Below are 23,195 nucleotides of genomic sequence, written 5' to 3'. Positions count from 1 at the left end.
GTGTCTAAAGAAAAATTTGAACGTTCCAAACCGCACGTAAACGTTGGTACTATCGGCCACGTTGACCACGGTAAAACTACACTGACTGCTGCTCTGACTCGTGTATGTGCAGAAGTTTTCGGTGGTGAAGCGGTTGCATTTGATGGTATCGATAATGCTCCAGAAGAGCGTGAGCGTGGTATTACTATCGCAACGTCCCACGTTGAGTATGATTCCGACATTCGTCACTACGCGCACGTAGACTGCCCGGGTCACGCCGATTATGTTAAAAACATGATCACTGGTGCTGCTCAGATGGATGGTGCGATTCTGGTTTGTGGTGCGACTGATGGCCCTATGCCTCAGACTCGTGAGCACATCCTGCTGTCTCGTCAGGTTGGTGTACCTTACATCGTTGTATTCCTGAATAAAGCAGACCTGCTGGCTGAAGATTGTGGCGGTGTTGGTACTGAAGAGTACGACGAAATGCTGGAACTGGTAGATATGGAGATCCGTGATCTGCTGTCTACTTATGACTTCCCAGGTGACGATACTCCTATCATTGCAGGTTCTGCACTGATGGCTCTGAATGGCGAAGATGCTGACGAGCTGGGTACAACAGCTGTAGCTAAACTGGTTAAAGCTCTGGATGAATACATTCCTGAGCCAGAGCGTGCAATCGACGGTGCATTCCTGATGCCTATCGAAGATGTATTCTCCATCTCCGGTCGTGGTACTGTTGTAACAGGTCGTGTTGAGCGCGGTATCGTTAATACTGGTAGCGAAGTTGAAATCGTTGGTATTAAAGACACTGTTAAGACTACTTGTACTGGTGTTGAAATGTTCCGTAAGCTGCTTGACGAAGGTCGTGCAGGTGAGAACATTGGTGCACTGCTGCGTGGTACTAAGCGTGAAGACGTTGAACGTGGTCAGGTTCTGTGTCAGCCAGGTTCTATCTCTCCTCACACTGAGTTTGAAGCAGAAGTGTACATCCTGTCTAAAGAAGAAGGTGGTCGTCATACTCCTTTCTTCAAAGGCTATCGTCCACAGTTCTACTTCCGTACAACTGACGTAACTGGTGCTTGCGAGCTGCCAGAAGGCGTTGAAATGGTAATGCCGGGTGACAACGTTCAGCTGCGCGCTACCCTGATCGTTCCTATTGCGATGGAAGAAGGTCTGCGCTTCGCTATCCGCGAAGGTGGTCGTACTGTAGGTGCTGGTGTTGTTGCTAAAATCATCGAGTGATAATTCTCTTTGATTAGATTGGAAAGGGATCCCGAATAATTCGGTGATCCCTTTTCGTCTATGCTTGACATCTGATTTCCCTCCTCTTACAATGCGCTTCCTTTTTATCAAGGGTGAGCTCATTTAGCTCGTTTCCAACTGGGGTTTTTGGAATGCAAAACCAGAAAATTCGAATTCGTCTGAAAGCATTCGATCATCGTCTGATCGATCAGTCCGCGCAGGAGATTGTTGATACTGCAAAGCGTACTGGTGCTCAGGTGCATGGTCCAATCCCGCTGCCGACCCGCAAAGAGCGTTTTACTGTTCTGATTTCACCTCACGTGAACAAAGACGCGCGTGATCAGTACGAGATTCGTACTCATAAGCGTGTTCTTGATATCGTTGAGCCTACAGAAAAAACAGTAGACGCACTGATGAAGCTGGATCTGGCTGCAGGTGTTGATGTGCAGATCAGTCTTGGCTAATTAGCCAATCTAAATTAGGCGCTCGTCGGGAGACGACACACAATTTATCAGTGGAATGCAATGAAAAGTGCAGCCATAGCGGGTGATAGCCCCGTACACTAAGGAGTCGAAATATGACTATCGGTCTTGTCGGTAAGAAAAGCGGTATGACCCGCGTATTTACCGAAGATGGTGTATCCGTACCTGTAACTGTTATCGAGGTTTCTCCAAACCGCGTAACACAGGTTCGTACGCTTGAAAAAGACGGCTATGCTGCGATCCAGGTAACTTCTGGTGATCGTAAAGCAAAGCATCTGACCAAAGCAGAAGCAGGCCATTTCGCGAAAGCGGGTGTTGCGGCTGGTAAAGGTCTGGTTGAGTTCCGTCTGGCGGAAGGTGATGAAGCACCTGAAGTTGGTGGTGAACTGAACGTATCCCTCTTTGAAGCTGGTCAAATTATTGACGTGACCGGCACTTCCAAAGGTAAAGGTTTCCAGGGTGGTGTTAAGCGCTGGAACTTCCGCATGCAAGACGCTACACACGGTAACTCTCTATCTCACCGTGCTCCAGGCTCAATCGGTCAGTGTCAAACCCCAGGTCGCGTTTTCAAAGGTAAGAAAATGGCTGGCCACATGGGTGCTGAGCGTTCTACTGTTCAAAGTCTGGAAGTTGTTCGTGTCGATGCTGAACGTAATCTGCTGCTTATTAAAGGCGGTGTACCTGGTGCTCCAGGTAGTCAGGTTATTGTTCGTCCAGCAGTTAAAGCTCGCGGCTAAGGGGTAAGAGAATGAATCTGAATCTTGCAGGCGGAGCAACAGGTACCGTTGAAGTATCTGAGGCAACCTTTGGTAAAGAGTATAATGAAGCTCTGGTACACCAGGTTGTTACTGCATATCTGGCAGCAGCCCGTCAAGGCACTCGTGCACAGAAGACCCGCTCAGAAGTGAGTGGTGGTGGCGCTAAACCATGGCGTCAGAAAGGTACTGGTCGCGCACGTGCGGGTACTATTCGTAGCCCTATCTGGCGCTCCGGTGGTACAACTTTCGCAGCGAAGCCTCAGAACTTTGAGCAGAAAGTGAACAAAAAGATGTACCGTGCAGCAATGCGCAGCATCCTGTCTGAACTGGCACGCAAAGAGCGTCTGGTTGCAGTAGAAGAGTTCACTGTAGATGCACCAAAAACAAAAGTTCTGGTGAACAAGCTGAAGGAAATGGATCTGAACAAAGTTCTGATCGTGACTTCAGAAGTTGACACTAATTTGTTCCTGGCGGCTCGTAACATCCCTAATGTTGAAGTTATTGATGTTGCAGCAGCAAGCCCGGTTAGCTTAGTGGCTTATGAAAAAGTGCTGGTAACCGTACCTGCTCTGCGTCAGTTCGAGGAGAAGCTGGGATGAACCAAGAGCGCATTTTCAAGGTTCTGCTAGGACCTCATGTTTCTGAGAAAGCGGCTGTCGTTGCTGATTTAAACAATCAGTACGTATTTAAAGTAGCTGCTGATGCGACTAAGCCAGAAATCAAAAAGGCTGTAGAAGCTCTGTTTGAAGTTAACGTGACCGGTGTTAGCACTGTAAACGTTAAAGGTAAAACTAAGCGTACTGCCCGTGGTATTGGTCGTCGTAAAGGTTTCCGCAAGGCTTATGTGTCTGTAGCGGAAGGTCAAGAAATCGACTTTGCTGGCGCTGAATAAGCGAGGAGTTGGGACAATGGCTATTGTTAAATCTAAACCCACATCAGCAGGTCGTCGCCACGTTGTTAAAGTAGTTAACAGTGATCTGCACAAAGGTGCTCCTTATGCACCACTGCTGGCTAAAAAACAGAAGACTGGCGGACGTAACAACAACGGTCGTATCACCACTCGCCATATTGGTGGTGGTCATCGTCAACATTATCGTATGGTTGATTTCCGTCGTAACAAAGACGGCATTCCAGCGACTGTTGAGCGTATTGAATACGATCCGAACCGTACTGCGCATCTTGCACTGCTGAAGTATGCAGACGGTGAACGTCGTTATGTCATTGCACCTAAAGGTGTGAAAGCGGGTGATGCGGTACAATCTGGTGTTGATGCGCCGATTAAAGCGGGCAATACTTTGCCGCTTCGTAACATCCCTGTTGGTAGCGTTATACACTGTATCGAACTGAAACCAGGTAAAGGCGCACAAATTGCGCGTTCTGCTGGTGCTGCAGTTCAGCTGGTCGCTCGTGAAGGTGCTTATGCAACTCTGCGTCTGCGCTCCGGTGAAATGCGTAAAGTGCTGGTTGAATGTCGTGCAACTCTGGGTGAGGTTGGTAACTCTGAACACAGTCTGCGTCGCCTGGGTAAAGCAGGTGCCAAACGCTGGCGTGGTGTTCGTCCAACTGTTCGCGGTGTTGCAATGAACCCTGTTGATCACCCACATGGTGGTGGTGAGGGTCGTACCTCTGGTGGTCGTCATCCAGTAACCCCATGGGGTGTGCCGACTAAAGGTCATAAGACACGTAAGAACAAGCGTACTGACCGACTAATTGTCCGTCGTCGCGGTTCTAAGTAACAGTTATTAAGAGGATACAGCTGTGCCACGTTCACTGAAAAAAGGTCCATTTATTGACCTGCATCTGTTGAAGAAGGTTGAAGCTGCACTGGAAAACAACGAGCGTCGTCCTATTAAGACGTGGTCTCGTCGTTCCATGATCCTGCCGGAAATGGTAGGTCTGACCATTGCAGTTCATAACGGTCGCCAGCACGTGCCTGTACTCGTCTCTGAAGAGATGGTAGGTCACAAGCTGGGTGAATTCGCTGCTACACGTACCTATCGCGGTCACGTAGTAGACAAGAAAGCCAAGCGTTAAGCCGAGGGGAATAAGAGATGGAAGTAGCCGCTAAATTACGGGGTGCTCGCTTATCCGCACAGAAGGCGCGTTTGGTAGCTGACCAGGTTCGCGGACTGCCAGTAGCAGAAGCACTGAATCTGCTAACCTTCAGCCCTAAAAAGGCTGCGGCGCTGGTTAAGAAAGTTCTTGAATCAGCCATTGCCAATGCCGAGCACAATGAAGGTGCGGATATCGACGAGCTGCGCGTATCAACGATTTTTGTTGATGAAGGTATGACCATGAAGCGTATCAGACCGCGTGCCAAGGGCCGTGCTGATCGCATTCTTAAGCGCACTTGCCATATCACGGTTAAGGTAGCAGATAAGTAGGAGACGACCAGATGGGTCAGAAAGTACATCCAACTGGCATTCGACTGGGTATTGTTAAAGATCACACTTCTACATGGTTCGCAGAAGGTAGTGACTATGCAGATAATCTGAACAATGATCTTCAGGTTCGTTCGTTCCTGCAAGATCGTCTGAAACAGGCTTCTGTGAGCCGTATTCAGATTGAGCGCCCAGCTCAGAATGCTCGAATCACCATTCATACTGCCCGTCCGGGTATTGTGATTGGTAAGAAAGGCGAAGATGTTGAAAAACTGCGCAACGAAGTCACTAAGATGATGGGCGTGCCTGTACATATCAACATCGAAGAAGTTCGCAAACCTGAACTAGACGGCAAACTGGTAGCAGAATCTGTAGCCAGTCAGCTGGAGCGTCGTGTGATGTTCCGTCGTGCTATGAAGCGCGCGGTACAGAATGCAATGCGTCTTGGTGCCAAGGGTATCAAGATCCAGGTGTCCGGTCGTCTGGGTGGTGCTGAAATTGCACGCTCTGAGTGGTATCGCGAAGGCCGTGTGCCTCTGCACACACTGCGTGCTGACATTGACTACGCGTCTGCTGAAGCTAACACCACTTATGGTGTTATCGGTGTAAAAGTCTGGATCTTCAAAGGCGAAATCCTGGGTGGCATCGAAGAAGTTCGTGCAAAGCAGAACGCGCCTAAGAAGAAAGGCAAGTAGGAGATAGACAATGTTACAGCCAAAGCGTACCAAGTTCCGCAAGATGATGAAGGGCCGCAACCGCGGTCTGGCTCGCGGACATAATGTGAGCTTCGGTGAGTTCGGTCTGAAAGCAACAGGTCGCGGCCGTATTACCGCACGTCAGATTGAGGCGGCTCGTCGTACGATGACTCGTCACATCAAACGTGGTGGTAAAATCTGGATCCGTGTTTTTCCTGATAAGCCGATCACTGGTAAGCCTCTTGAAGTGCGTCAGGGTAAAGGTAAGGGTAATGTTGAATACTGGGTTTGCCAGATTCAACCAGGCCGTGTCCTTTATGAGATGGAAGGGGTGTCTGAACAGCTGGCTCGTGAAGCATTTACACTGGCAGCTGCTAAGCTCCCTGTGTCAACCACCTTTGTTAAGCGGACGGTGATGTAATGAAAGCAGCAGAACTACGTGAAAAGTCTGTTCAAGAGCTCAACGAACAGCTGGAAACTCTGCTTCGTGATCAGTTCAACCTGCGCATGCAGAAGGGGACTGGTCAGTTGAATCAGACTCACCTGCTGCAACAGGTTCGTCGTGACATCGCTCGCGTTAAGACTTTGCTGAAAGAAAAAGCAGGTAACTAAGATGGCTGATACAGAAAAAAATACCCGTACCGTTACCGGTAAAGTGGTAAGCAGCAAGATGGACAAGTCCATCACTGTACTGGTTGAGCGTCGCGTAGCACACCCCATCTATGGTAAGTATGTCCGTCGTTCAACCAAACTACATGCACATGATGCAGAAAACACTGCAAACATGGGTGATGTAGTAACGATCCAGGAATGTCGTCCGATTTCTAAGACTAAGACCTGGACTTTGGTGAGCATCGATGAGCGTGCTGTAGAGCTTTAAGCTCTGGCACAAATCGAAGTTTAGTTAGCGTATTTGGTTTGGAGAAGAACCGATGATTCAAACGCAAACCATGCTTGATGTGGCCGACAACAGCGGCGCTCGTCGTGTAATGTGTATTAAGGTGCTTGGTGGTTCTAAGCGTCGTTATGCACGAGTTGGTGACATCATCAAAGTTACTGTTAAGGAAGCAATTCCTCGCGGTAAGGTTAAAAAAGGTCAAGTCCTGAAGGCTGTAGTAGTTCGTACGCGTCAGGGTATTCGTCGTCCGGATGGATCTGTGATCCGTTTTGATGGTAATGCAGCAGTAATGCTCAATACCAACGATGCCCCAATCGGGACCCGTATCTTCGGCCCTGTGACACGTGAACTGCGTGGCGAAAAGTTCATGAAGATTATTTCCTTGGCGCCTGAAGTGCTGTAGGGAGCGAGAGACCGGCTATGCGTAAAATTAAACGTGAAGACGAGGTAATCGTCATTGCGGGTAAGGATAAAGGCAAGCGCGGCACCATTAAGCGTGTTCTTAAAGATGGTCGCATTGTTATTTCTGGTGTGAATATGGTTAAACGTCACACCAAACCAAACCCGATGTTAGGCACACAAGGTGGTATTGTTGAGCGCGAAGCGCCCATCCATTCATCAAATGTTGCCATTTATAACAAGGAAACCAACAAAGCAGATCGCGTTGGTTTCAAGGTCTTGGAAGATGGTTCCAAGGTTCGGATTTACAAGTCGACCCAGAAAGAGATCGACGCCTAATCGAGTCAGGTAACATCATGGCGAGACTGAAAGAGTTATATAAGTCAGAAGTTGTAGCCAAGTTGCAGGAGCAGTTTGGTTACAAAAATGTGATGCAGGTTCCCCGCATCACAAAGGTGACTCTTAACATGGGTATCGGCGATGCAACCAGCGATAAAAAGCTGGTTGACAACGCACTGGTAGACCTGGAAGCACTGAGTGGTCAGAAACCGATCGTAACTAAAGCACGCAAATCTGTTGCTGGTTTTAAGGTACGTGAAGGTTGGCCGATTGGTTGCAAGGTCACCATGCGCGCTGATCGTATGTGGGAGTTCCTGGATCGTCTGGTAGACATTTCTATTCCGCGTGTTCGTGACTTTCGTGGTCTGAACCCGAAATCGTTCGACGGTCGTGGCAATTACAGTATGGGTGTTCGTGAACAGATCATCTTCCCTGAAATTGAATACGACAAAGTAGATCGTATCCGCGGTTTAGATATCACTATCACTACCACAGCGGAAACTAACGAGGAAGGTTTAGCACTTCTGAGTGCTTTACAGTTCCCGTTCAAGAAATAAAGGGTAGGATCATGGCTAAAGTTAGTATGGTTCAGCGCGAAACAAAACGCGCTAAGCTGGTACAGAAGTACGCTGCAAAGCGTACTGAGTTAAAAGCTCTGATTGCTAACCCTACGACTTCGGAAGAAGATCGTTGGGAAGCACAGCAACAGCTGCAGAAACTGCCACGTGACTCCAGCCCAGCACGTCAGCGTAACCGCTGTCGTGTGACTGGTCGTCCGCATGGCTTCTACAACAAGTTCGGCTTAAGCCGTATCAAGTTGCGTGAAGCTGCCATGCGTGGTGATGTTCCTGGCCTGCGTAAAGCAAGCTGGTAACCGCGTATATTTAGGAGCGCGAACCTAATGAGCATGCAAGATACACTGGCGGATATGTTTACTCGTATCCGTAACGCACAAATGGTAGCCAAGGAGTCCGTCTCCATGCCTTCTTCTAAGATGAAGGTTGAGCTGGCACGTGTGCTGAAGGAAGAAGGTTACATCTCAGGTTATTCTGTAGACAGTGACGTGAAACCTTCTCTGACTGTTGAACTTAAGTACTTCGAAGGCAAGCCGGTTATTGAAAAAATCGAGCGTGTTAGTAAGCCGAGTCTGCGCCAGTATAAAGGTGCTGGAGCTTTGCCGAAGGTCGAAGGTGGTTTGGGTGTAGCGATCGTGTCCACCTCTAAAGGTGTTATGACTGATCGCGCTGCACGCCAAGCCGGTGTTGGTGGCGAAGTCATCTGCACCGTATTCTAGGAGATCGAAATGTCCAGGGTAGCAAAAAGTCCTGTTGAACTGCCGAGTGGTGTTGAATTCAAGCTGGATGGCCGTCAGGTTACTGTTAAAGGTAAGCTGGGCGAGCTGAAGCTGGATCTGCATGCAGACGTAGTAGTTGAACAAAACGATAACGTGCTGACCTTTGCCCCGGCGTCTGATAAAGCATCATGGGCACAGGTGGGTACCGCTCGTGCCTTGATCAACAACATGGTAGTTGGTGCTAGTGAAGGTTTCACTAAGACACTGAATATCTTAGGTGTTGGTTTCCGTGCTCAGGCTAAGGGCAGCGAACTGAACCTGTCTCTAGGTTTCTCACACCCGGTAGATTATAAATTACCTGAAGGTGTGAGCGCAGAGACGCCAAGTAATACTGTTATCGTACTGAAAAGTGCTGACAAGCAGATGCTGGGCCAGGTTGCTGCAGAGATTCGTGCTTACCGTCCACCTGAGCCTTATAAAGGTAAGGGTATCCGTTATGCGGACGAGCAAGTACGTCGCAAAGAAGCTAAGAAGAAGTAAGGCAGGGTTATGAGCGCTAAAAAAGAGTCTCGTTTACGTCGCGCGCGTCGTGCACGTGCCAAAATGCGTGAGCTCGGCGTACACCGCCTGTGTGTGAACCGCACCCCGCGTCACATTTATGCTCAGATCATCAGCCCAGACGGCGGCCAGGTAATGGCTGCTGCATCTACTGTAGATGCAACTCTGCGTGATGGCGCAACGGGTAACGTTGAAGCGGCAGGCAAAGTAGGCAAGCTGATTGCTGAACGCGCAAAAGAAGCAGGTGTAACTAAGGTTGCATTTGATCGCTCCGGCTATAAGTATCACGGTCGTGTAAAAGCGCTGGCAGATGCTGCCCGTGAAGGCGGTCTGGAATTCTAAGGGTAAAAGCGATGGCGAATATTGAACAGAAAGGCGGTGAGCTACAGGAACGTTTAGTTCAGGTAAACCGCGTCGCCAAGGTAGTTAAGGGTGGTCGTATCTTCGGCTTTACAGCTCTGACTGTCGTTGGTGATGGCAATGGCCGTGTTGGCTTTGGCCGTGGTAAAGCTCGCGAAGTTCCTGTTGCTATTCAAAAAGCAATGGAACAAGCACGCCGTAACATGGTGCAAGTTCAGCTTGACGGCAACACGCTGCAGTATCCCGTAAAAGCACGTCATGGTGCTTCTAAGGTATACATGCAGCCAGCATCTGAAGGTACCGGCGTAATTGCTGGTGGTGCGATGCGTGCTGTACTGGAGCTTGCTGGTGTACAAAACGTTCTGGCTAAATGCTATGGCTCTACTAACCCAGTGAACGTTGTTCGTGCGACTGTTAAAGGTCTGGCGGACATGAACGCTCCTGAAGATGTAGCAGCTAAGCGTGGCAAGACTGTTGAGCAAATTCTGGGGTAAGTATCATGGCAAAAATCAAGGTAACTCTTACCCGTAGTCCGATCGGTATCCTGCCTAAGCACAAGCTTTGTGTAAAAGGTTTGGGTCTGCGCCGCATCGGTCACACAGTTGAGCTGGAAGATACACCATCCGTTCGCGGTATGATCAACAAGGTTAATTACCTTGTACGTGTTGAGGGAGAGTAATCATGAATCTGAATACTCTGAGCCCGGCTCCGGGTTCCAAGCCAGCTAAGAAACGTGTTGGTCGTGGCATCGGTAGCGGTCTGGGTAAGACTGGCGGCCGTGGTCACAAAGGTCAGAAATCCCGTTCCGGCGGTTCTGTAAAGCCAGGTTTTGAAGGTGGTCAGATGCCACTGCAGCGTCGTCTGCCAAAATTTGGTTTCACTTCCCGTCAGGCTGCTTTCAAAGCTGAAGTTCGTCTTCACGAACTGGCTAAAGTGGAAGCAGATGTGGTTGATATCGCTGCTCTTAAGCAAGCTGACATCATCAAAGATAACATCGAACGTGTTCGCGTTATCTTGTCTGGCGAGATTGACAAAGCAGTTACTGTAAGTGGCCTGGAAGTAACAAAAGGCGCACGAGCAGCAATTGAAGCCGCAGGCGGAAAGGTCGAAGAATAATGGCTAAATCAGGATCAGTACCAGCAGGTGCACAAAAAGGTTTGGCGGAGCTTTGGTCTCGCCTTCGGTTTGTGTTTATCGCCATCGTGGTTTACCGCATCGGCGCACATATTCCTGTTCCTGGTATCAATCCTGAGAGACTGGCTGCTTTGTTCCAGCAGAGTGAAGGCACCATCCTGAGTTTGTTTAATATGTTCTCAGGTGGTGCTCTCGAACGCATGTCGATCTTGGCGTTGGGTATTATGCCCTACATTTCTGCCTCGATTATCATGCAGCTGCTGACGGTGGTTTCCCCGACTCTTGAACAACTCAAGAAAGAAGGGGAAGCCGGCCGTCGCAAAATCAATCAATACACCCGCTACGGCACAGTTGTGTTGGCAACGGTACAATCGATTGGTATGGCAGTTGGTCTTGCTAGTCAGGGCGTCGCTTTTGCGGCGGATTTCAGCTTCTACTTTGTAGCAGTTGTTACCCTGGTTTCAGGTGCGATATTCCTGATGTGGCTTGGTGAGCAGGTTACTGAGCGCGGTATTGGTAATGGTATTTCCATTCTGATCTTCGCTGGTATTGTTGCTGGTTTGCCAGGCGCCATTGGCCAGTCATTTGAACAGGCTCGTCAGGAGAACATCAATATCCTGGCGCTATTAGCGATTGCCGTTCTGGCAGTACTGACTGTTGCATTTGTCGTTTTCATGGAGCGCGGTCAACGCCGTATCACTGTGAATTACGCAAAGCGTCAGCAAGGCCGTAAGGTTTTTGCTGCTCAATCCAGTCACCTGCCGCTGAAAGTGAATATGGCTGGTGTTATCCCGCCAATCTTCGCTTCCAGTATTTTGTTATTCCCTGCCTCCATCGGTCAGTGGTTTGGACAAAATGAAAGTATGGCATGGTTGCAGGAAGCCTCTTTGGCTTTAGCACCAGGTCAACCGTTGTATATCTTGCTTTTTGCGCTCAGTGTTGTATTCTTCTGCTACTTTTATACAGCACTGGTATTCAACCCCAAAGATGTCGCTGACAACCTGAAGAAATCAGGTGCGTTCATTCCTGGCATCCGTCCCGGGGAGCACTCAGCTCGCTATATTGATGGTGTAATGTCCCGCCTGACTTTGTTCGGTGCGTTGTACATTACCGCTGTGTCTTTGATGCCACAGTTCCTGGTAGTTGCCTGGAGTGTACCGTTTTACTTCGGTGGTACTTCCCTGCTGATTGTTGTAGTCGTGGTCATGGACTTTATGGCTCAGGTGCAATCGCACTTGATGAGTCATCAATATGAGTCCCTGATGAAAAAATCGAACTTGAAAGGTTACGGTAGCGGCGGCATGCTGCGCTAAGACCTTAATACTGGAGTTGGTGATGAAAGTTCGTGCATCCGTAAAAAAGATCTGCCGTAACTGCAAGATCATTCGTCGCCGCGGCGCTGTGCGTGTGATCTGCACAGAGCCTAAGCACAAACAACGTCAGGGCTAATCCTGACCTTGGGTTACGAAAGGCGATACTCCTTGATATTACTGATATCAAGGAGTATTCTTTTGCGCCCTTCGTAGACAATAAACTGAAAGAGCGATTGCTCGTATATCGGAGATAGCTGAATGGCCCGTATTGCAGGTGTCAATATTCCCGACAATAAGCATGCGGTGATCTCGCTGACCTATATCTATGGTATTGGTGGAACCACTGCTAAAAGCATTCTTGCTGCAGTAGGTGTTGAGCCTACCACTAAGATTGCAGAATTGTCTGAAGACGTTCTCGACCAGGTTCGTAATGAGGTAGGCAAGTACACTGTAGAAGGTGATCTGCGCCGCGAAATTAGCATGAATATCAAGCGTCTGATGGACCTTGGTTGCTATCGTGGTCTGCGTCATCGTCGTAGCCTTCCCGTTCGCGGTCAGCGCACCAAGACTAACGCGCGTACTCGTAAAGGTCCGCGTAAACCGATTCGCAAGTAATTTTGTGAAGCTTTTTACAGGAAACATACATTATGGCTAACCCAGCACGTAACCGTAAAAAAGTTAAAAAGACTGTTGTGGATGGTGTAGCACACATCCACGCATCTTTTAACAATACGATCGTTACGATTACTGACCGCCAGGGCAACACCCTTTCCTGGGCAACTGCCGGTGGTTCGGGTTTTCGTGGTTCTCGTAAGAGTACCCCGTTCGCAGCTCAAGTAGCTAGTGAACGTGCTGCAACTGCAGCAGCCGAATATGGTGTTAAAAACGTTGATGTTTTAGTTAAGGGTCCAGGACCAGGCCGTGAGTCTGCTGTTCGTGCACTTAACGCTGCTGGCTTCAAAGTTGGCAACATTACTGACGTGACACCTATTCCGCACAACGGTTGTCGCCCACCCAAGAAACGTCGTGTATAAGGAGGCGGTTTAGATGGCACGTTATATTGGCCCTAAGTGCAAGCTTTCACGTCGTGAGGGCGTAGACTTATTTCTGAAAAGTGGTGTAACTGCTTTTGATAATAAGTGCAAATCAGAAACGGCTCCTGGCCAACATGGTCAGCGTCGTGGACGTCTGTCTGAGTACGGTCTGCAGCTGCGTGAAAAGCAGAAAGTTCGTCGTATGTATGGCGTTCTTGAAAAACAGTTCCGTAACTACTACAAAGAAGCAGCCCGCTTGAAGGGCGCAACTGGTGAAAACCTGCTGCAGCTTCTGGAAAGTCGTCTGGACAACGTAATTTATCGTATGGGCTTTGGCTCCACTCGCGCTGAAGCACGTCAGCTTGTTAGCCACAAGGCTATCCAGGTAAATGGCCGCACGGTGAACATCGCTTCTTACCAAGTTAAAGCAGGTGATGTTGTTTCAGTTCGTGAGAAAGCAAAGAACCAGCTGCGTATTCAGAACGCACTGCAATTAGCTTCTCAGCGTACTGACGTACAGTGGGTTGATGTTGATAACAAAAAGATGGAAGGCACGTTCAAGTCTAAACCTGAACGTACTGAGCTATCTGCAGATATCAACGAGTCCCTGATTGTTGAGCTGTACTCCAAGTAATCTCTGAGTATTCATCTGGCAGCTAAGTAAAGGTAGTTCTATGCAGCGTTCAGTGACAGAATTTCTACGTCCACGCGAAATCAAGGTCGAAGAAGTAAGCGCTACTCGTGCGAAAGTAATTCTCGAACCATTTGAGCGTGGCTATGGTCACACTCTGGGTAATGCTCTACGTCGTATTCTCTTGTCGTCTATGCCGGGTTGTGCCGTCGTAGAAGCAGAGATTGAGGGCGTTCTGCATGAGTACAGTGCGGTTGAAGGTGTTCAGGAAGATGTTATTGAGATCCTTCTGAACCTGAAAGATGTTGCAATTCTGTTGCACGGCCGCGATGAAGCTGTACTGACGCTGAATAAGAAAGGTCCTGGTGCAGTGACGGCTGGTGATATCCAGCTGGATCATGATGTTGAAATCGTTAATCCAGAGCACGTGATTGCTCACCTGAATGATGCTGCTGAAATTAAAATGCAGCTTCGTATTCAGCGTGGTCGTGGTTACGAGCCGGCTGATGCACGCCAATCCCCTGAAGACGAAAGCCGTTCTATTGGCCGTCTGCAGTTGGATGCGACCTTCAGCCCGGTACGTCGTGTGTCTTATGTTGTCGAAAGCGCTCGCGTTGAGCAGCGTACTGACCTCGACAAGTTGATTATCGATCTGGAAACAGATGGCACTTTAGATCCTGAAGAGGCTATCCGTCGTTCCGCGACTATCCTTCAGGAGCAGTTGGCTGCCTTTGTTGATCTTGAGACTGACAAAGAGCAAGAACCTGAAGAAGAGGAAGATCAAATCGATCCGATTCTTCTGCGTCCGGTTGATGATCTGGAACTGACTGTTCGCTCTGCAAACTGTCTGAAAGCCGAGAACATTTACTACATTGGTGACCTGATCCAGCGCACTGAAGTAGAACTGCTTAAGACCCCTAACCTTGGTAAGAAGTCTCTGACTGAAATCAAGGACGTTCTGGCGTCTCGTGGTTTGTCTCTGGGCATGCGGTTGGAAAACTGGCCGCCAGCAAGTTTGAAGGGTGACGATAAGGCTTCTGCCTGATTCAGTCATCACGGTTTGGTAAGGAACTGAAAAATGCGTCATCGTAAGAGTGGTCGTAAATTTAATCGTAATAGTTCACACCGTAAGGCTATGTTCAAGAACATGGTTGTTTCTCTGGTTGAACATGAACTGATTAAAACTACACTGCCTAAAGCTAAAGAACTGCGTGGCCACATTGAGCCACTGATCACTTTGGCAAAGAACGATTCTGTTGCAAACCGCCGTCTGGCATTTGCACGTACTCGTTCTGATGCAGCTGTAGGCAAGCTGTTTACTGATCTGGGTCCTCGTTACCAGAATCGTCCTGGCGGTTATGTTCGCATTCTGAAATGCGGCTTCCGTGCTGGCGACAACGCGCCTATGGCGTACGTTGAACTGGTTGATCGTCCAGTAGCAGCTGAAGAAGAGTAAGTTTTACTCTCTTCCCAAAACCGGCCTAAGGGCCGGTTTTTTTATGTCTGAAATTAATGATTTACTTGTTACTTTAGCGGCAAAAAAAGCCGCATCTTAGTGCGGCTCTTGCAAGGTAGGCTTCTTGTCGATCTCAGTATTATTTTTTCCGCAGCAATGGAGCCAGGAAGTGCCCGGTATGGGAGTGTTCCTCTTTTGCGAGTTGCTCCGGCGTGCCTTCTGCGATAATTTGGCCACCACCACTCCCGCCTTCAGGGCCAAGGTCGATCAACCAGTCTGCGGTCTTAATGACGTCCAGATTATGCTCAATAACCACTAGTGTATTACCGTGATCCCTCAGCCTCTGAAGCACGGTTAAGAGCTGTTGGATATCAGCAAAGTGAAGACCTGTAGTCGGCTCATCAAGAATATAGATGGTCTGACCTGTATCCCGTTTAGAAAGCTCTTTCGCCAGTTTAACCCGCTGTGCCTCACCTCCCGATAATGTCGTTGCACTTTGACCCAAACGGATATAGGAGAGCCCGACATCGATCAGTGTTTGTAGTTTACGGGCCAGAGCCGGGACTGCGCTGAAGAACTCAAGGGCATCTTCCATGGTCATATCGAGTACTTCATGGATGGTCTTACCTTTATAGCGGACCTCCAGTGTTTCTCGGTTGTAACGCTTACCGTGGCAGACGTCACAAGGTACATAGACATCCGGCAGAAAGTGCATTTCAACTTTAATTAGACCATCACCCTGACAGGCTTCGCAGCGGCCTCCTTTTACATTAAAGCTAAAGCGGCCCGGCTTGTAGCCCCGTGATCTGGCTTCCTGTGTGCCTGCAAACAGTTCACGAATGGGTGTAAACAGCCCGGTATAGGTAGCTGGGTTTGAACGAGGCGTCCGACCAATGGGGCTTTGGTCGATATCGATGACCTTGTCGAAAAGTTCCAGACCTTCGACGCTGTCATACTCGGCCGGGTTTAATGTTGTATTCCGGTTGAGTTCTCGGGCCAGAATCGGGTACAGGGTTCCATTGATCAGTGTGGATTTACCTGAGCCGGATACACCTGTAATGCAGGTTAAAAGCCCGGCTGAAATGGTCAGATCGACGGCTTGTAGGTTATTGCCATTGGCGCCTTTAAGTTTTAATTGCTGTTCTGGGTGTGCAGGAATGCGGGTTTTGGGCACTGCGATCTCTTTTTGACCGCTAAGATACTGGCCGGTGACGGATTTAGGGTTAGCGATAACCTCTTCCGGCGTTCCGGCGGCAATAACCTGTCCGCCATGTACGCCGGCGCCTGGGCCAATATCCAGCAGGTAATCAGCACTACGGATCGCATCTTCATCATGCTCAACCACAATCACGGTATTGCCCAAATCCCGAAGGTGGGTCAGAGTTTTGATAAGGCGTTCATTGTCACGCTGGTGTAATCCGATGGATGGCTCATCCAGAATATACATCACGCCAACAAGGCCAGCCCCTATCTGACTTGCCAAACGAATTCTTTGAGCTTCTCCACCGGAAAGAGTGTCGGCACTTCGTTCCAGTGTCAGATAATCAAGGCCGACATTCACGAGGAACTGTAGGCGCTGTCGTATTTCAGACAGAATTTTGTCGGCAATCTCACCTTTTCGGCCTTCCAGTGCCAGCTCACCATAGTAGTTATACGCTTCGCCAATAGGCAGACGAACAACATCCTGAATATGTCTGTCTGCAATGCTCACGTATCTTGCCTCTTCCCGGAGTCGGGCTCCGTGGCAGGACGGGCAGGGCTGAATACTGAGATATTTGGCAAGCTCTTCCCTCACCATCTGTGACTCTGTTTCCCGGTAGCGACGTTCCATATTCGGTATGACACCTTCAAAAGGGTGTGACCGTGTCACCTTGTCGCCGCGATCATTGATATAGATAAACTCTACCTTAGTGCTGCCAGTTCCCTGTAATACCTGTTCCTGATGCTCTGAAGAGAGATCTTTCCAGGGCGTTTCCAGTTTGAAGCCAAACTGTTTGGCAACCGAAGACAGCATTGAAAAGTAATAAACGCTGCCGCGATCCCATCCCCGAATGACACCTTCTGCTAGGCTGAGTTCTGGGTTTGTAATCAGTTTGTCCTGATTAAAGAACTGGTGTGTCCCTAAACCATCACAGGTGGGGCAAGCCCCGGCCGGATTATTAAAAGAGAAGAGTTTTGGCTCCAGATCCTGAATCGCATAACCGCATTCCGGGCAGGCAAATTTGGATGAAAAGCTAATGTCTTTATGCTCACCATCCATGAAATTGATAATGGCCAGCCCGTCTGCCAGCTGAAGTGCCGTCTCGAAAGACTCGGCCAGGCGTTGCTGCTGATCCGGGCGTACTTTGATCCGGTCAACCACGACTTCCAATGTGTGCTTCTTGTTTTTATCAAGCGTAGGTGCATCGTCCAGCTCATAAACTTGGCCATCGATGCGAATACGGACAAAACCCTGGCTTTTTAGCTCACTCAGAAGATTAAGGTGCTCACCTTTGCGGGCGCGAACAACTGGGGCCAGCAGCATCAGTTTACTGCCCTCAGGCAGAGCCAGTACATGGTCCACCATCTGGCTGACTTCCTGAGCTTCGAGTGCCAGATTATGTGTTGGGCAATGCGGCGTGCCGGCGCGGGCGAATAAAAGACGCAGGTAATCATAGATCTCTGTGATGGTTCCCACTGTTGAGCGAGGGTTGTGGGATGTTGATTTTTGTTCAATAGAGATGGCTGGAGACAGCCCCTCAATATGATCAACATCCGGCTTCTCCATCATAGAGAGGAACTGGCGGGCGTATGTGGAAAGCGACTCAACGTAGCGGCGTTGGCCTTCTGCATAGAGCGTATCAAAGGCAAGAGATGATTTACCTGAACCGGATAACCCGGTGATCACCACTAATTTGTCTCTTGGGATTTCTATATTGACGTCTTTCAGGTTATGAGTACGTGCGCCGCGAACCAGTATCTTATCCATGGACCTTCCGCTGTAACTTAAATCAGATGGCATTGATGAAATGGAGGTGCACCAATGTTGTAGGGCTAAGCATTATAGAGAGACACCGGATGTTAGAACAGGGCATGAGTAAAACCGTCCTATGAATTTTATCGAGGTGGTAATACCCCCCTTATCAGGAGTAAAATGTTCGGCTATTCAAAGCGGGTGCCAGGCAGGCGCCAGTACTTTCTATTGTGCATAATGGGGTATATGAGCCGGATGAGTATTGAGGCAATGACAACCGGTGAACGACGGGCGGTTACCGGCCTGGCGGGCTTATATGTATTGCGTATGCTGGGTTTGTTTATGGTGCTCCCGGTTCTCTCAATCTATAGCTCAGATCTGGAAGGTGCTACTCCAGCGCTGATTGGTATGGCTATCGGTGGCTATGGACTGACACAGGCTCTTCTGCAGATCCCATTTGGTTTTTTGTCCGATAAGATTGGGCGAAAGACCGTGATTGTTTTTGGCTTGCTATTATTTATTGCCGGCAGTGTTGTCGCTGCAATGTCAGAGTCAATCTATGGCGTTATTATTGGCCGTTGCCTGCAGGGTAGCGGGGCGATTGCCAGCAGTGTGATGGCTTTGTTGTCTGATTTGACCCGTGAACAGATGCGGATGAGAGCGATGGCTGTTGTGGGAATCAGTATCGGTATTTCGTTCTCTGTTGCGCTTGTTCTTGGCCCTATTATCTCGCAACCGTTTGGTCTGGAGGGGCTCTTTTGGTTTACCGCAGTTCTGGCGAGCATGGGACTTGCGGTTATCTGGAAGTGGGTGCCAACACCTCAGCGTTATGATCAGCATCGGGATACGGGTGTCCAGAAAGGCCAACTGAAAAAAATTCTGAAGCATCCTGAGCTCTTACGCTTGGATTTTGGCATTTTTATTCTGCACCTGATAATGACCGCAACTTTTGTCGTGATCCCACTTCGTATGTTAGAGCTGGAGTTACTGGCTCAGCATCACTGGATGGTCTACTTGCCGATTATGATCCTGTCTTTTTTGGCCATGATTCCTTTTATTATCGTGGCTGAAAAGAAGCGCAAAATGAAACCGATTTTTATTTTTGCGATTATCCTGGTAGCCATTTCTCAGCTAATGATGGGCAGCCTGACAGCAGAAAGCCGCAATGCTCTTTTTGTATTTCTGTTTATTTATTTTATGGCGTTCAATTTGCTAGAGGCCAGCCTTCCCTCTCTGGTCAGTAAAATTTCCCCAGCAGGTCAGAAAGGTGCTGCCATGGGTGTTTATTCGAGCAGTCAGTTTATGGGGGCTTTTGTGGGCGGTGCCGCTGGCGGCTGGCTCTATGGTGCATGGGGCATTGATGCGGTATTAATAGTTTGTGGTGTTTTAGCACTTATATGGGCTGTGGTTGTACTTCCCATGGCAACACCAAAACATCTGACGAGCAAGGCAGTATCTCTGCCTGAGCACTGGTCGGATGATGCAGATGGTTTTGTGAAACGTCTATTGGCTTTACCAGGCGTAGAGGAGGTTGTTGTCATCGAAGATGAAAAAGCAGCCTATATGAAAATCGATAAAGCTCAATTTGATGATCAGGCCCTGGCTGCTGCTATCGCCTGATATCATTCTGAATACAGAATTTTTGGAGTAAATTATGTCCCGTGGTATCAATAAAGTTATTCTGGTCGGTAATCTCGGGCAGGACCCTGAGGTGCGTTATCTTCCTAATGGCGGTGCCGTTGCTAATATAACTTTGGCCACCAGTGAAAGCTGGATGGATAAAAACAGTGGTCAGCGCCAGGAAAAAACGGAATGGCACCGTGTTGTCTTTTTCGGCAAGTTGGCGGATATTGTCAGTCAGTATGTCAAGAAGGGTTCCAAGCTATACGTTGAAGGCAAACTGCAGACGCGTAAGTGGCAGGACCAGAATGGTAATGATAAGTACACCACTGAGGTTGTTGTTGACGGATTCAGCGGCCAGATGCAGATGCTGGATGGTCGTGGTGACAACAGTGGTTACAATAATGGCGGCTCAAATATGTCGGGTGCCTCGAACCAAGGCGCAATGGGCGGCAATCCGGGCGGGTATGGCAATAACCCTGCTGCTCAGCCAATGGGGCAGCCACCGCAGAATAATTTTCAGCAGCAGGCACCGCAGCAATCTGCGGCACCGTATCAGCAACCTGATTATAGTCAGGCTGCACCGCAACAAGCTGCACCACAGCAGCCAGCTCCGCAGCAACAGGCTCAACGCCCAGCACCACAGCAGCAATCTGCTCCGGCACCACAACAAGCTCCTCAGCAGCCACAAGGTGGTAACTTCGGTTCACCTGCCAGTGCCCCAGCTCAGAGTTTCGATGATTTTGACGACGATATTCCATTCTAGTTTTGATCGTCTTCAGGATAATCTGAAAGCAAAGGCGCGTTTGGGCTATCAACGTTTTATTCGTGCCTTTACCTGAATATGAGCGGCCATGGGAGCGGCAGAGAACAATGCATATCTTTTTAACCGAGAGTGAGTCCAGCCTGGCCAAGGGCTTTCTCAGCTATGCCCAGGGTATTTGTGGATTACATTGCAATGTTTTTCAGGGGGATACGGGTGATGTGGCCGAGCTGCAACGTCAACTGACTGCGGCGTCCCCTGATTTTATAGTCAATACACTCCAGTTTGATGATCTGAGCAAGATTGAGCAGTCCCCCGATCTTGCCTGGCAACTGAATGCAATTTTGCCGGATCATTTGGCTCATATTAGCCTTGATCTGGGCGCTGCGCTGATCCATATCTCCTCTGATGAAGTGATTGGTGATGTGCGCAATGGCGCGTTTCAGGAGAAAGATACGGTACACCCGCTAAACACCTATGGCGAAACTAAATGGCAGGGTGAGGAGGCGGTACGTCAGCTGCTTAAGCGTCATATTATTTTACGTCTTGGCGTGCTTTTTGACGGTGAGCTCCATGATGGAACCTCTTCTGAAGGTTGGCTTCAGACTATTCTGGCGGAGGCTCAGAAGCCTCAGGATCTCCAGGAAGCGGCAGATATCAGCTTATCACCCACTGCCATTAGTGATGCGAGCCGGGTTATCGTCGCCATCATTCAGCAATTGGATGCCGGAGCAGATTGCTGGGGAACCTACCATTATGCCGGTGTTGAGCCGATTAGCCGTGCAAACTTTGCTGAGCAGGTTATCGAGCTGGCTCAGGAGCGTGAGTTGCTGACCGGCGCTGAGATGGTGCGGGGAGTCTCGGCAGCGGCGATGGGCCTGGCAGGCAGACAAGCTCTGCATCGTGAGATGAACTGTCAGAAGATTATGGATCATTACGGTATCAAACAGCGTAGCTGGCGCCCTGCTCTGGTTGAAGCGATTGAGAAAATTGCAGATCAGGCCCAGGCAGACCAACAGGTTGCAGCTGATGAGAATGAGGAACCTTCCGCATGATTACGGCCATAAGAGCCATTATTTTCTATCTGGGTTATATTTTTGCTCTGATTTTTACCAGTTGCGTCTCTACGCCACTCAGTTTTTTTCTGCCCTTTAAAACGAAGGCATGGATGATTACCCGCTTTAATTGGTTTGTGTTGTTATGGCTGCGTATTACCTGCGGCATCCGAATTCAGGTTGAAGGTCAGGAAAATCTGCCTGAAGACCAGCCTATGGTGATTCTGAGCAACCATCAGTCCGAATGGGAGACCATATATCTGCAACTGGTGGCGCAGCCTATGAGTACAGTACTTAAGCGTGAGTTGCTGAAAATACCTTTTTTTGGTTGGGGACTGAAGGCTCTGAAGCCTATTGCGGTTGACCGTGGCAAGCCTGCTGCAGCTATGAAGCAGGTGCTAAAGCAGGGTAAAGCGCGTTTGGCAGAAGGGATGTCGGTTTTAGTTTTTCCTGAAGGTACCCGAACTCAGCCAGGTACCCGTGGAAATCACAAAAAAGGTGGTGCCATGCTGGCGACTAACTCGGGGGTTCCGATTTTGCCTGTGGCGCATAATGGTGGCGAACACTGGACATCCAGCCCACTGCAGAAAAAGTCAGGAACGATTCGGGTTGTATTTGGGCCTCTGATACAGACTGAAGGCCGTCATGTGAACGATGTCCACGCCGAAGTGACGCAATGGTTGGAGAGTCAGGTTGACCGGGTCTCAGAGCTACCAATCCCGGTAAGAGAGGAGGCTGTTATCGCTCCATCTTCAGACGGGTCGAAAACACCATCTTAGCAGGAATAAAAAACCGATCTGCAAGTATGCACCTGCAGATCGGCCAATATTGCGACAAACAACAATAAATGAGAGATAGGCTAAAAAATCTTAAAGCCCAAGGTTTTTACAGATTGCGCGATTGGGTTCAGTCTGATTCATGCTGTAGAAGTGCAGGCTTGGCGCACCACCGGCGATTAACTGCTCGCACATTTTTGTAATCACCTCTTCGCCAAACTTGCGAATGCTGGCGCTGTCATCACCATAAGACTCAAGCTGCTTACGTACCCAGCGTGGGATTTCTGCGCCGCAGGCATCACTAAAGCGAGCCAGACTGCTGTAGTTCGTGATCGGCATAATACCCGGAATAATCGGGATCTCGATGCCCAGCTTCTGGCAGCGCTCTACATAATAGAAGTAGCTGTCAGCATTAAAGAAATATTGAGTAATCGCACTGTTGGCACCCGCATCTACTTTCTTTTTAAAGTTCAGCAGATCGGCTTCAAAGTTAGCTGCCTGTGGGTGCGTCTCGGGATATGCTGCGACTTCCAAATGAAAATGGTCACCTGTTTCTTTACGGATAAACTCCACCAGCTCATTGGCGTAACGCAGCTCGCCGGGGGAGCCCATGCCGGATGGTAGGTCACCCCGAAGGGCAACAATACGGTCGATACCTTTTTCAATATAGAAGTTCAACAACTCGCGCAGGCTTTCGGTACTGCTGCCAACGCAGGATAGGTGCGGAGCGGTATTGATACCAGCTTCGCGCATCTCCTGTACTGTTTTGATGGTACGTTCTTGAGTAGAGCCACCTGCACCGTATGTGACGGAGAAAAATGCAGGGTTCATAGCCGCCAGTTCATCCCGAACAACACGCAGCTTTTCCTGGCCTTGTGGGGTTTTAGGTGGGAAAAATTCAAAACTGATATCGACGGGCTGACTCATGGCTATATTCCAAAAAAGTTTGTTTGCTTTATTTCTTATTACTTTTTACAGAGTTTACGGCGGCTGTGCCAGTGAAAGTTTTTTCTATCTTTATGAGTAAAACTCATAGAAAAGGAAAACTGTTAAAAACTAATTACTTAAAAGA

At 49.0% G+C, this 23,195-nt stretch carries 35 protein-coding genes; 33 read left to right on the top strand and 2 right to left on the bottom strand.

Translation table 11 applies throughout. From position 1 onward, the window contains the following. From tuf to rplQ, 29 genes are all read left to right on the top strand, one after another. Positions 1-1,224 (top strand): elongation factor Tu, encoded by a 1,224-nt coding sequence (gene tuf, locus ACN0R8_RS15035; RefSeq protein ID WP_078320626.1) that lies wholly within the window; start codon positions 1-3, stop codon positions 1,222-1,224. Between the two features lie 152 nt (positions 1,225-1,376). Further along, positions 1,377-1,688 (top strand): 30S ribosomal protein S10, encoded by a 312-nt coding sequence (rpsJ, locus tag ACN0R8_RS15030; RefSeq protein WP_028304199.1) that lies wholly within the window; start codon positions 1,377-1,379, stop codon positions 1,686-1,688. 113 nt (positions 1,689-1,801) lie between these two features. After that, the gene (rplC, locus tag ACN0R8_RS15025) at positions 1,802-2,443 is read left to right on the top strand and encodes a 50S ribosomal protein L3 (protein WP_417598830.1); all 642 of its coding nucleotides are present in this window, start codon (positions 1,802-1,804) and stop codon (positions 2,441-2,443) included. A gap of 11 nt (positions 2,444-2,454) precedes the next feature. After that, positions 2,455-3,063: a 50S ribosomal protein L4 gene (gene rplD, locus ACN0R8_RS15020; protein ID WP_078320628.1), complete on the top strand. Its 609-nt coding sequence runs from the start codon at positions 2,455-2,457 to the stop codon at positions 3,061-3,063. Beyond that, positions 3,060-3,356, top strand: coding sequence for a 50S ribosomal protein L23 (gene rplW, locus ACN0R8_RS15015; RefSeq protein WP_078320629.1), 297 nt, complete (start codon positions 3,060-3,062; stop codon positions 3,354-3,356). The genes rplD and rplW overlap by 4 nt, the downstream gene beginning before the upstream one ends. 16 nt (positions 3,357-3,372) lie before the next feature. Next, positions 3,373-4,200: a 50S ribosomal protein L2 gene (rplB, locus tag ACN0R8_RS15010; RefSeq protein WP_417598828.1), complete on the top strand. Its 828-nt coding sequence runs from the start codon at positions 3,373-3,375 to the stop codon at positions 4,198-4,200. Positions 4,201-4,222: 22 nt separating this feature from the next. Continuing rightward, positions 4,223-4,498 carry a 30S ribosomal protein S19 gene (gene rpsS / locus ACN0R8_RS15005; protein ID WP_078320631.1) on the top strand — a complete coding sequence of 92 codons (276 nt, stop codon included), beginning with the start codon at positions 4,223-4,225 and terminating at the stop codon, positions 4,496-4,498. 17 nt (positions 4,499-4,515) lie between these two features. Beyond that, positions 4,516-4,848: a 50S ribosomal protein L22 gene (rplV, locus tag ACN0R8_RS15000; protein ID WP_078320632.1), complete on the top strand. Its 333-nt coding sequence runs from the start codon at positions 4,516-4,518 to the stop codon at positions 4,846-4,848. An 11-nt stretch (positions 4,849-4,859) separates the two neighbouring features. Continuing rightward, positions 4,860-5,540, top strand: coding sequence for a 30S ribosomal protein S3 (rpsC, locus tag ACN0R8_RS14995; protein ID WP_078320633.1), 681 nt, complete (start codon positions 4,860-4,862; stop codon positions 5,538-5,540). 10 nt (positions 5,541-5,550) lie between these two features. Continuing rightward, on the top strand, positions 5,551-5,961 hold the full coding sequence (gene rplP / locus ACN0R8_RS14990; RefSeq protein ID WP_078320634.1) for a 50S ribosomal protein L16: 411 nt from the start codon (positions 5,551-5,553) through the stop codon (positions 5,959-5,961). Beyond that, positions 5,961-6,152: a 50S ribosomal protein L29 gene (rpmC, locus tag ACN0R8_RS14985; protein ID WP_078320635.1), complete on the top strand. Its 192-nt coding sequence runs from the start codon at positions 5,961-5,963 to the stop codon at positions 6,150-6,152. The genes rplP and rpmC overlap by 1 nt, the downstream gene beginning before the upstream one ends. Before the next feature lies 1 nt (position 6,153). Next, complete coding sequence (gene rpsQ, locus ACN0R8_RS14980) at positions 6,154-6,420, top strand: 30S ribosomal protein S17 (RefSeq protein WP_417598824.1); 267 nt, start codon at positions 6,154-6,156, stop codon at positions 6,418-6,420. Between the two features lie 52 nt (positions 6,421-6,472). Next, positions 6,473-6,841, top strand: coding sequence for a 50S ribosomal protein L14 (rplN, locus tag ACN0R8_RS14975; RefSeq protein ID WP_078320637.1), 369 nt, complete (start codon positions 6,473-6,475; stop codon positions 6,839-6,841). 17 nt (positions 6,842-6,858) lie between these two features. Beyond that, on the top strand, positions 6,859-7,176 hold the full coding sequence (gene rplX, locus ACN0R8_RS14970; protein ID WP_078320638.1) for a 50S ribosomal protein L24: 318 nt from the start codon (positions 6,859-6,861) through the stop codon (positions 7,174-7,176). A 17-nt stretch (positions 7,177-7,193) separates the two neighbouring features. Next, entirely contained in the window at positions 7,194-7,733 is a 540-nt protein-coding gene (gene rplE / locus ACN0R8_RS14965; protein ID WP_078320639.1) for a 50S ribosomal protein L5, read from the top strand. 11 nt (positions 7,734-7,744) lie between these two features. Continuing rightward, positions 7,745-8,050: a 30S ribosomal protein S14 gene (gene rpsN / locus ACN0R8_RS14960; RefSeq protein WP_417598821.1), complete on the top strand. Its 306-nt coding sequence runs from the start codon at positions 7,745-7,747 to the stop codon at positions 8,048-8,050. A gap of 27 nt (positions 8,051-8,077) precedes the next feature. Beyond that, positions 8,078-8,470 carry a 30S ribosomal protein S8 gene (gene rpsH, locus ACN0R8_RS14955; protein ID WP_078320641.1) on the top strand — a complete coding sequence of 131 codons (393 nt, stop codon included), beginning with the start codon at positions 8,078-8,080 and terminating at the stop codon, positions 8,468-8,470. 9 nt (positions 8,471-8,479) lie between these two features. Next, positions 8,480-9,010: a 50S ribosomal protein L6 gene (rplF, locus tag ACN0R8_RS14950; RefSeq protein WP_078320642.1), complete on the top strand. Its 531-nt coding sequence runs from the start codon at positions 8,480-8,482 to the stop codon at positions 9,008-9,010. A 9-nt stretch (positions 9,011-9,019) separates the two neighbouring features. Beyond that, positions 9,020-9,370, top strand: coding sequence for a 50S ribosomal protein L18 (gene rplR, locus ACN0R8_RS14945; protein WP_078320643.1), 351 nt, complete (start codon positions 9,020-9,022; stop codon positions 9,368-9,370). An 11-nt stretch (positions 9,371-9,381) separates the two neighbouring features. Further along, entirely contained in the window at positions 9,382-9,882 is a 501-nt protein-coding gene (gene rpsE / locus ACN0R8_RS14940; RefSeq protein WP_078320644.1) for a 30S ribosomal protein S5, read from the top strand. Between the two features lie 2 nt (positions 9,883-9,884). Then, positions 9,885-10,067 carry a 50S ribosomal protein L30 gene (rpmD, locus tag ACN0R8_RS14935; protein ID WP_036591057.1) on the top strand — a complete coding sequence of 61 codons (183 nt, stop codon included), beginning with the start codon at positions 9,885-9,887 and terminating at the stop codon, positions 10,065-10,067. A 2-nt stretch (positions 10,068-10,069) separates the two neighbouring features. Continuing rightward, the gene (gene rplO / locus ACN0R8_RS14930; protein WP_078320645.1) at positions 10,070-10,504 is read left to right on the top strand and encodes a 50S ribosomal protein L15; all 435 of its coding nucleotides are present in this window, start codon (positions 10,070-10,072) and stop codon (positions 10,502-10,504) included. Beyond that, entirely contained in the window at positions 10,504-11,835 is a 1,332-nt protein-coding gene (gene secY, locus ACN0R8_RS14925; protein WP_078320646.1) for a preprotein translocase subunit SecY, read from the top strand. Before rplO ends, secY begins: the two co-directional genes overlap by 1 nt. A 22-nt stretch (positions 11,836-11,857) precedes the next feature. After that, entirely contained in the window at positions 11,858-11,971 is a 114-nt protein-coding gene (gene rpmJ / locus ACN0R8_RS14920) for a 50S ribosomal protein L36 (RefSeq protein ID WP_028304221.1), read from the top strand. A 122-nt stretch (positions 11,972-12,093) separates the two neighbouring features. Continuing rightward, positions 12,094-12,450, top strand: coding sequence for a 30S ribosomal protein S13 (gene rpsM / locus ACN0R8_RS14915; RefSeq protein WP_078320647.1), 357 nt, complete (start codon positions 12,094-12,096; stop codon positions 12,448-12,450). Positions 12,451-12,482: 32 nt separating this feature from the next. Beyond that, the gene (gene rpsK, locus ACN0R8_RS14910) at positions 12,483-12,869 is read left to right on the top strand and encodes a 30S ribosomal protein S11 (RefSeq protein ID WP_028301439.1); all 387 of its coding nucleotides are present in this window, start codon (positions 12,483-12,485) and stop codon (positions 12,867-12,869) included. Between the two features lie 13 nt (positions 12,870-12,882). Beyond that, positions 12,883-13,503: a 30S ribosomal protein S4 gene (gene rpsD / locus ACN0R8_RS14905; RefSeq protein ID WP_078320648.1), complete on the top strand. Its 621-nt coding sequence runs from the start codon at positions 12,883-12,885 to the stop codon at positions 13,501-13,503. 40 nt (positions 13,504-13,543) lie between these two features. Continuing rightward, positions 13,544-14,545, top strand: a complete 1,002-nt coding sequence (locus ACN0R8_RS14900) for a DNA-directed RNA polymerase subunit alpha (protein WP_078320649.1) — start codon at positions 13,544-13,546, stop codon at positions 14,543-14,545. A gap of 33 nt (positions 14,546-14,578) precedes the next feature. Further along, positions 14,579-14,956, top strand: coding sequence for a 50S ribosomal protein L17 (gene rplQ / locus ACN0R8_RS14895; protein ID WP_078320650.1), 378 nt, complete (start codon positions 14,579-14,581; stop codon positions 14,954-14,956). Between the two features lie 139 nt (positions 14,957-15,095). Here the strand turns inward: rplQ and uvrA are convergent, their stop codons facing one another. Continuing rightward, positions 15,096-17,924, bottom strand: coding sequence for an excinuclease ABC subunit UvrA (uvrA, locus tag ACN0R8_RS14890; RefSeq protein ID WP_417598816.1), 2,829 nt, complete (start codon positions 17,922-17,924; stop codon positions 15,096-15,098). A 240-nt stretch (positions 17,925-18,164) separates the two neighbouring features. On the opposite strand from uvrA, the gene ACN0R8_RS14885 reads away from it, so the two are divergent. The 4 genes from ACN0R8_RS14885 (at position 18,165) to ACN0R8_RS14870 (ending at position 22,126) form a co-directional block, all read left to right on the top strand. After that, complete coding sequence (locus ACN0R8_RS14885; RefSeq protein ID WP_417598814.1) at positions 18,165-19,529, top strand: MFS transporter; 1,365 nt, start codon at positions 18,165-18,167, stop codon at positions 19,527-19,529. Between the two features lie 34 nt (positions 19,530-19,563). Then, positions 19,564-20,295, top strand: a complete 732-nt coding sequence (gene ssb, locus ACN0R8_RS14880) for a single-stranded DNA-binding protein (protein ID WP_417598812.1) — start codon at positions 19,564-19,566, stop codon at positions 20,293-20,295. 107 nt (positions 20,296-20,402) lie between these two features. Next, complete coding sequence (locus ACN0R8_RS14875) at positions 20,403-21,347, top strand: SDR family oxidoreductase (RefSeq protein WP_417598811.1); 945 nt, start codon at positions 20,403-20,405, stop codon at positions 21,345-21,347. Beyond that, the gene (locus ACN0R8_RS14870) at positions 21,344-22,126 is read left to right on the top strand and encodes a lysophospholipid acyltransferase family protein (RefSeq protein WP_417598809.1); all 783 of its coding nucleotides are present in this window, start codon (positions 21,344-21,346) and stop codon (positions 22,124-22,126) included. The genes ACN0R8_RS14875 and ACN0R8_RS14870 overlap by 4 nt, the downstream gene beginning before the upstream one ends. Before the next feature lie 90 nt (positions 22,127-22,216). Here ACN0R8_RS14870 and metF read toward each other — a convergent pair whose 3' ends face one another. Then, on the bottom strand, positions 22,217-23,050 hold the full coding sequence (metF, locus tag ACN0R8_RS14865; RefSeq protein ID WP_417598807.1) for a methylenetetrahydrofolate reductase [NAD(P)H]: 834 nt from the start codon (positions 23,048-23,050) through the stop codon (positions 22,217-22,219). Positions 23,051-23,195 lie beyond the last annotated feature (145 nt).

It is taken from the genome of Oceanospirillum sp. (assembly GCF_048265165.1).
Classification (GTDB): Bacteria; Pseudomonadota; Gammaproteobacteria; order Pseudomonadales; family Halomonadaceae; genus Oceanospirillum.
Note: the sequence above shows the minus strand (reverse complement) of the source record. Positions and strands in the feature narration are given on the sequence as shown.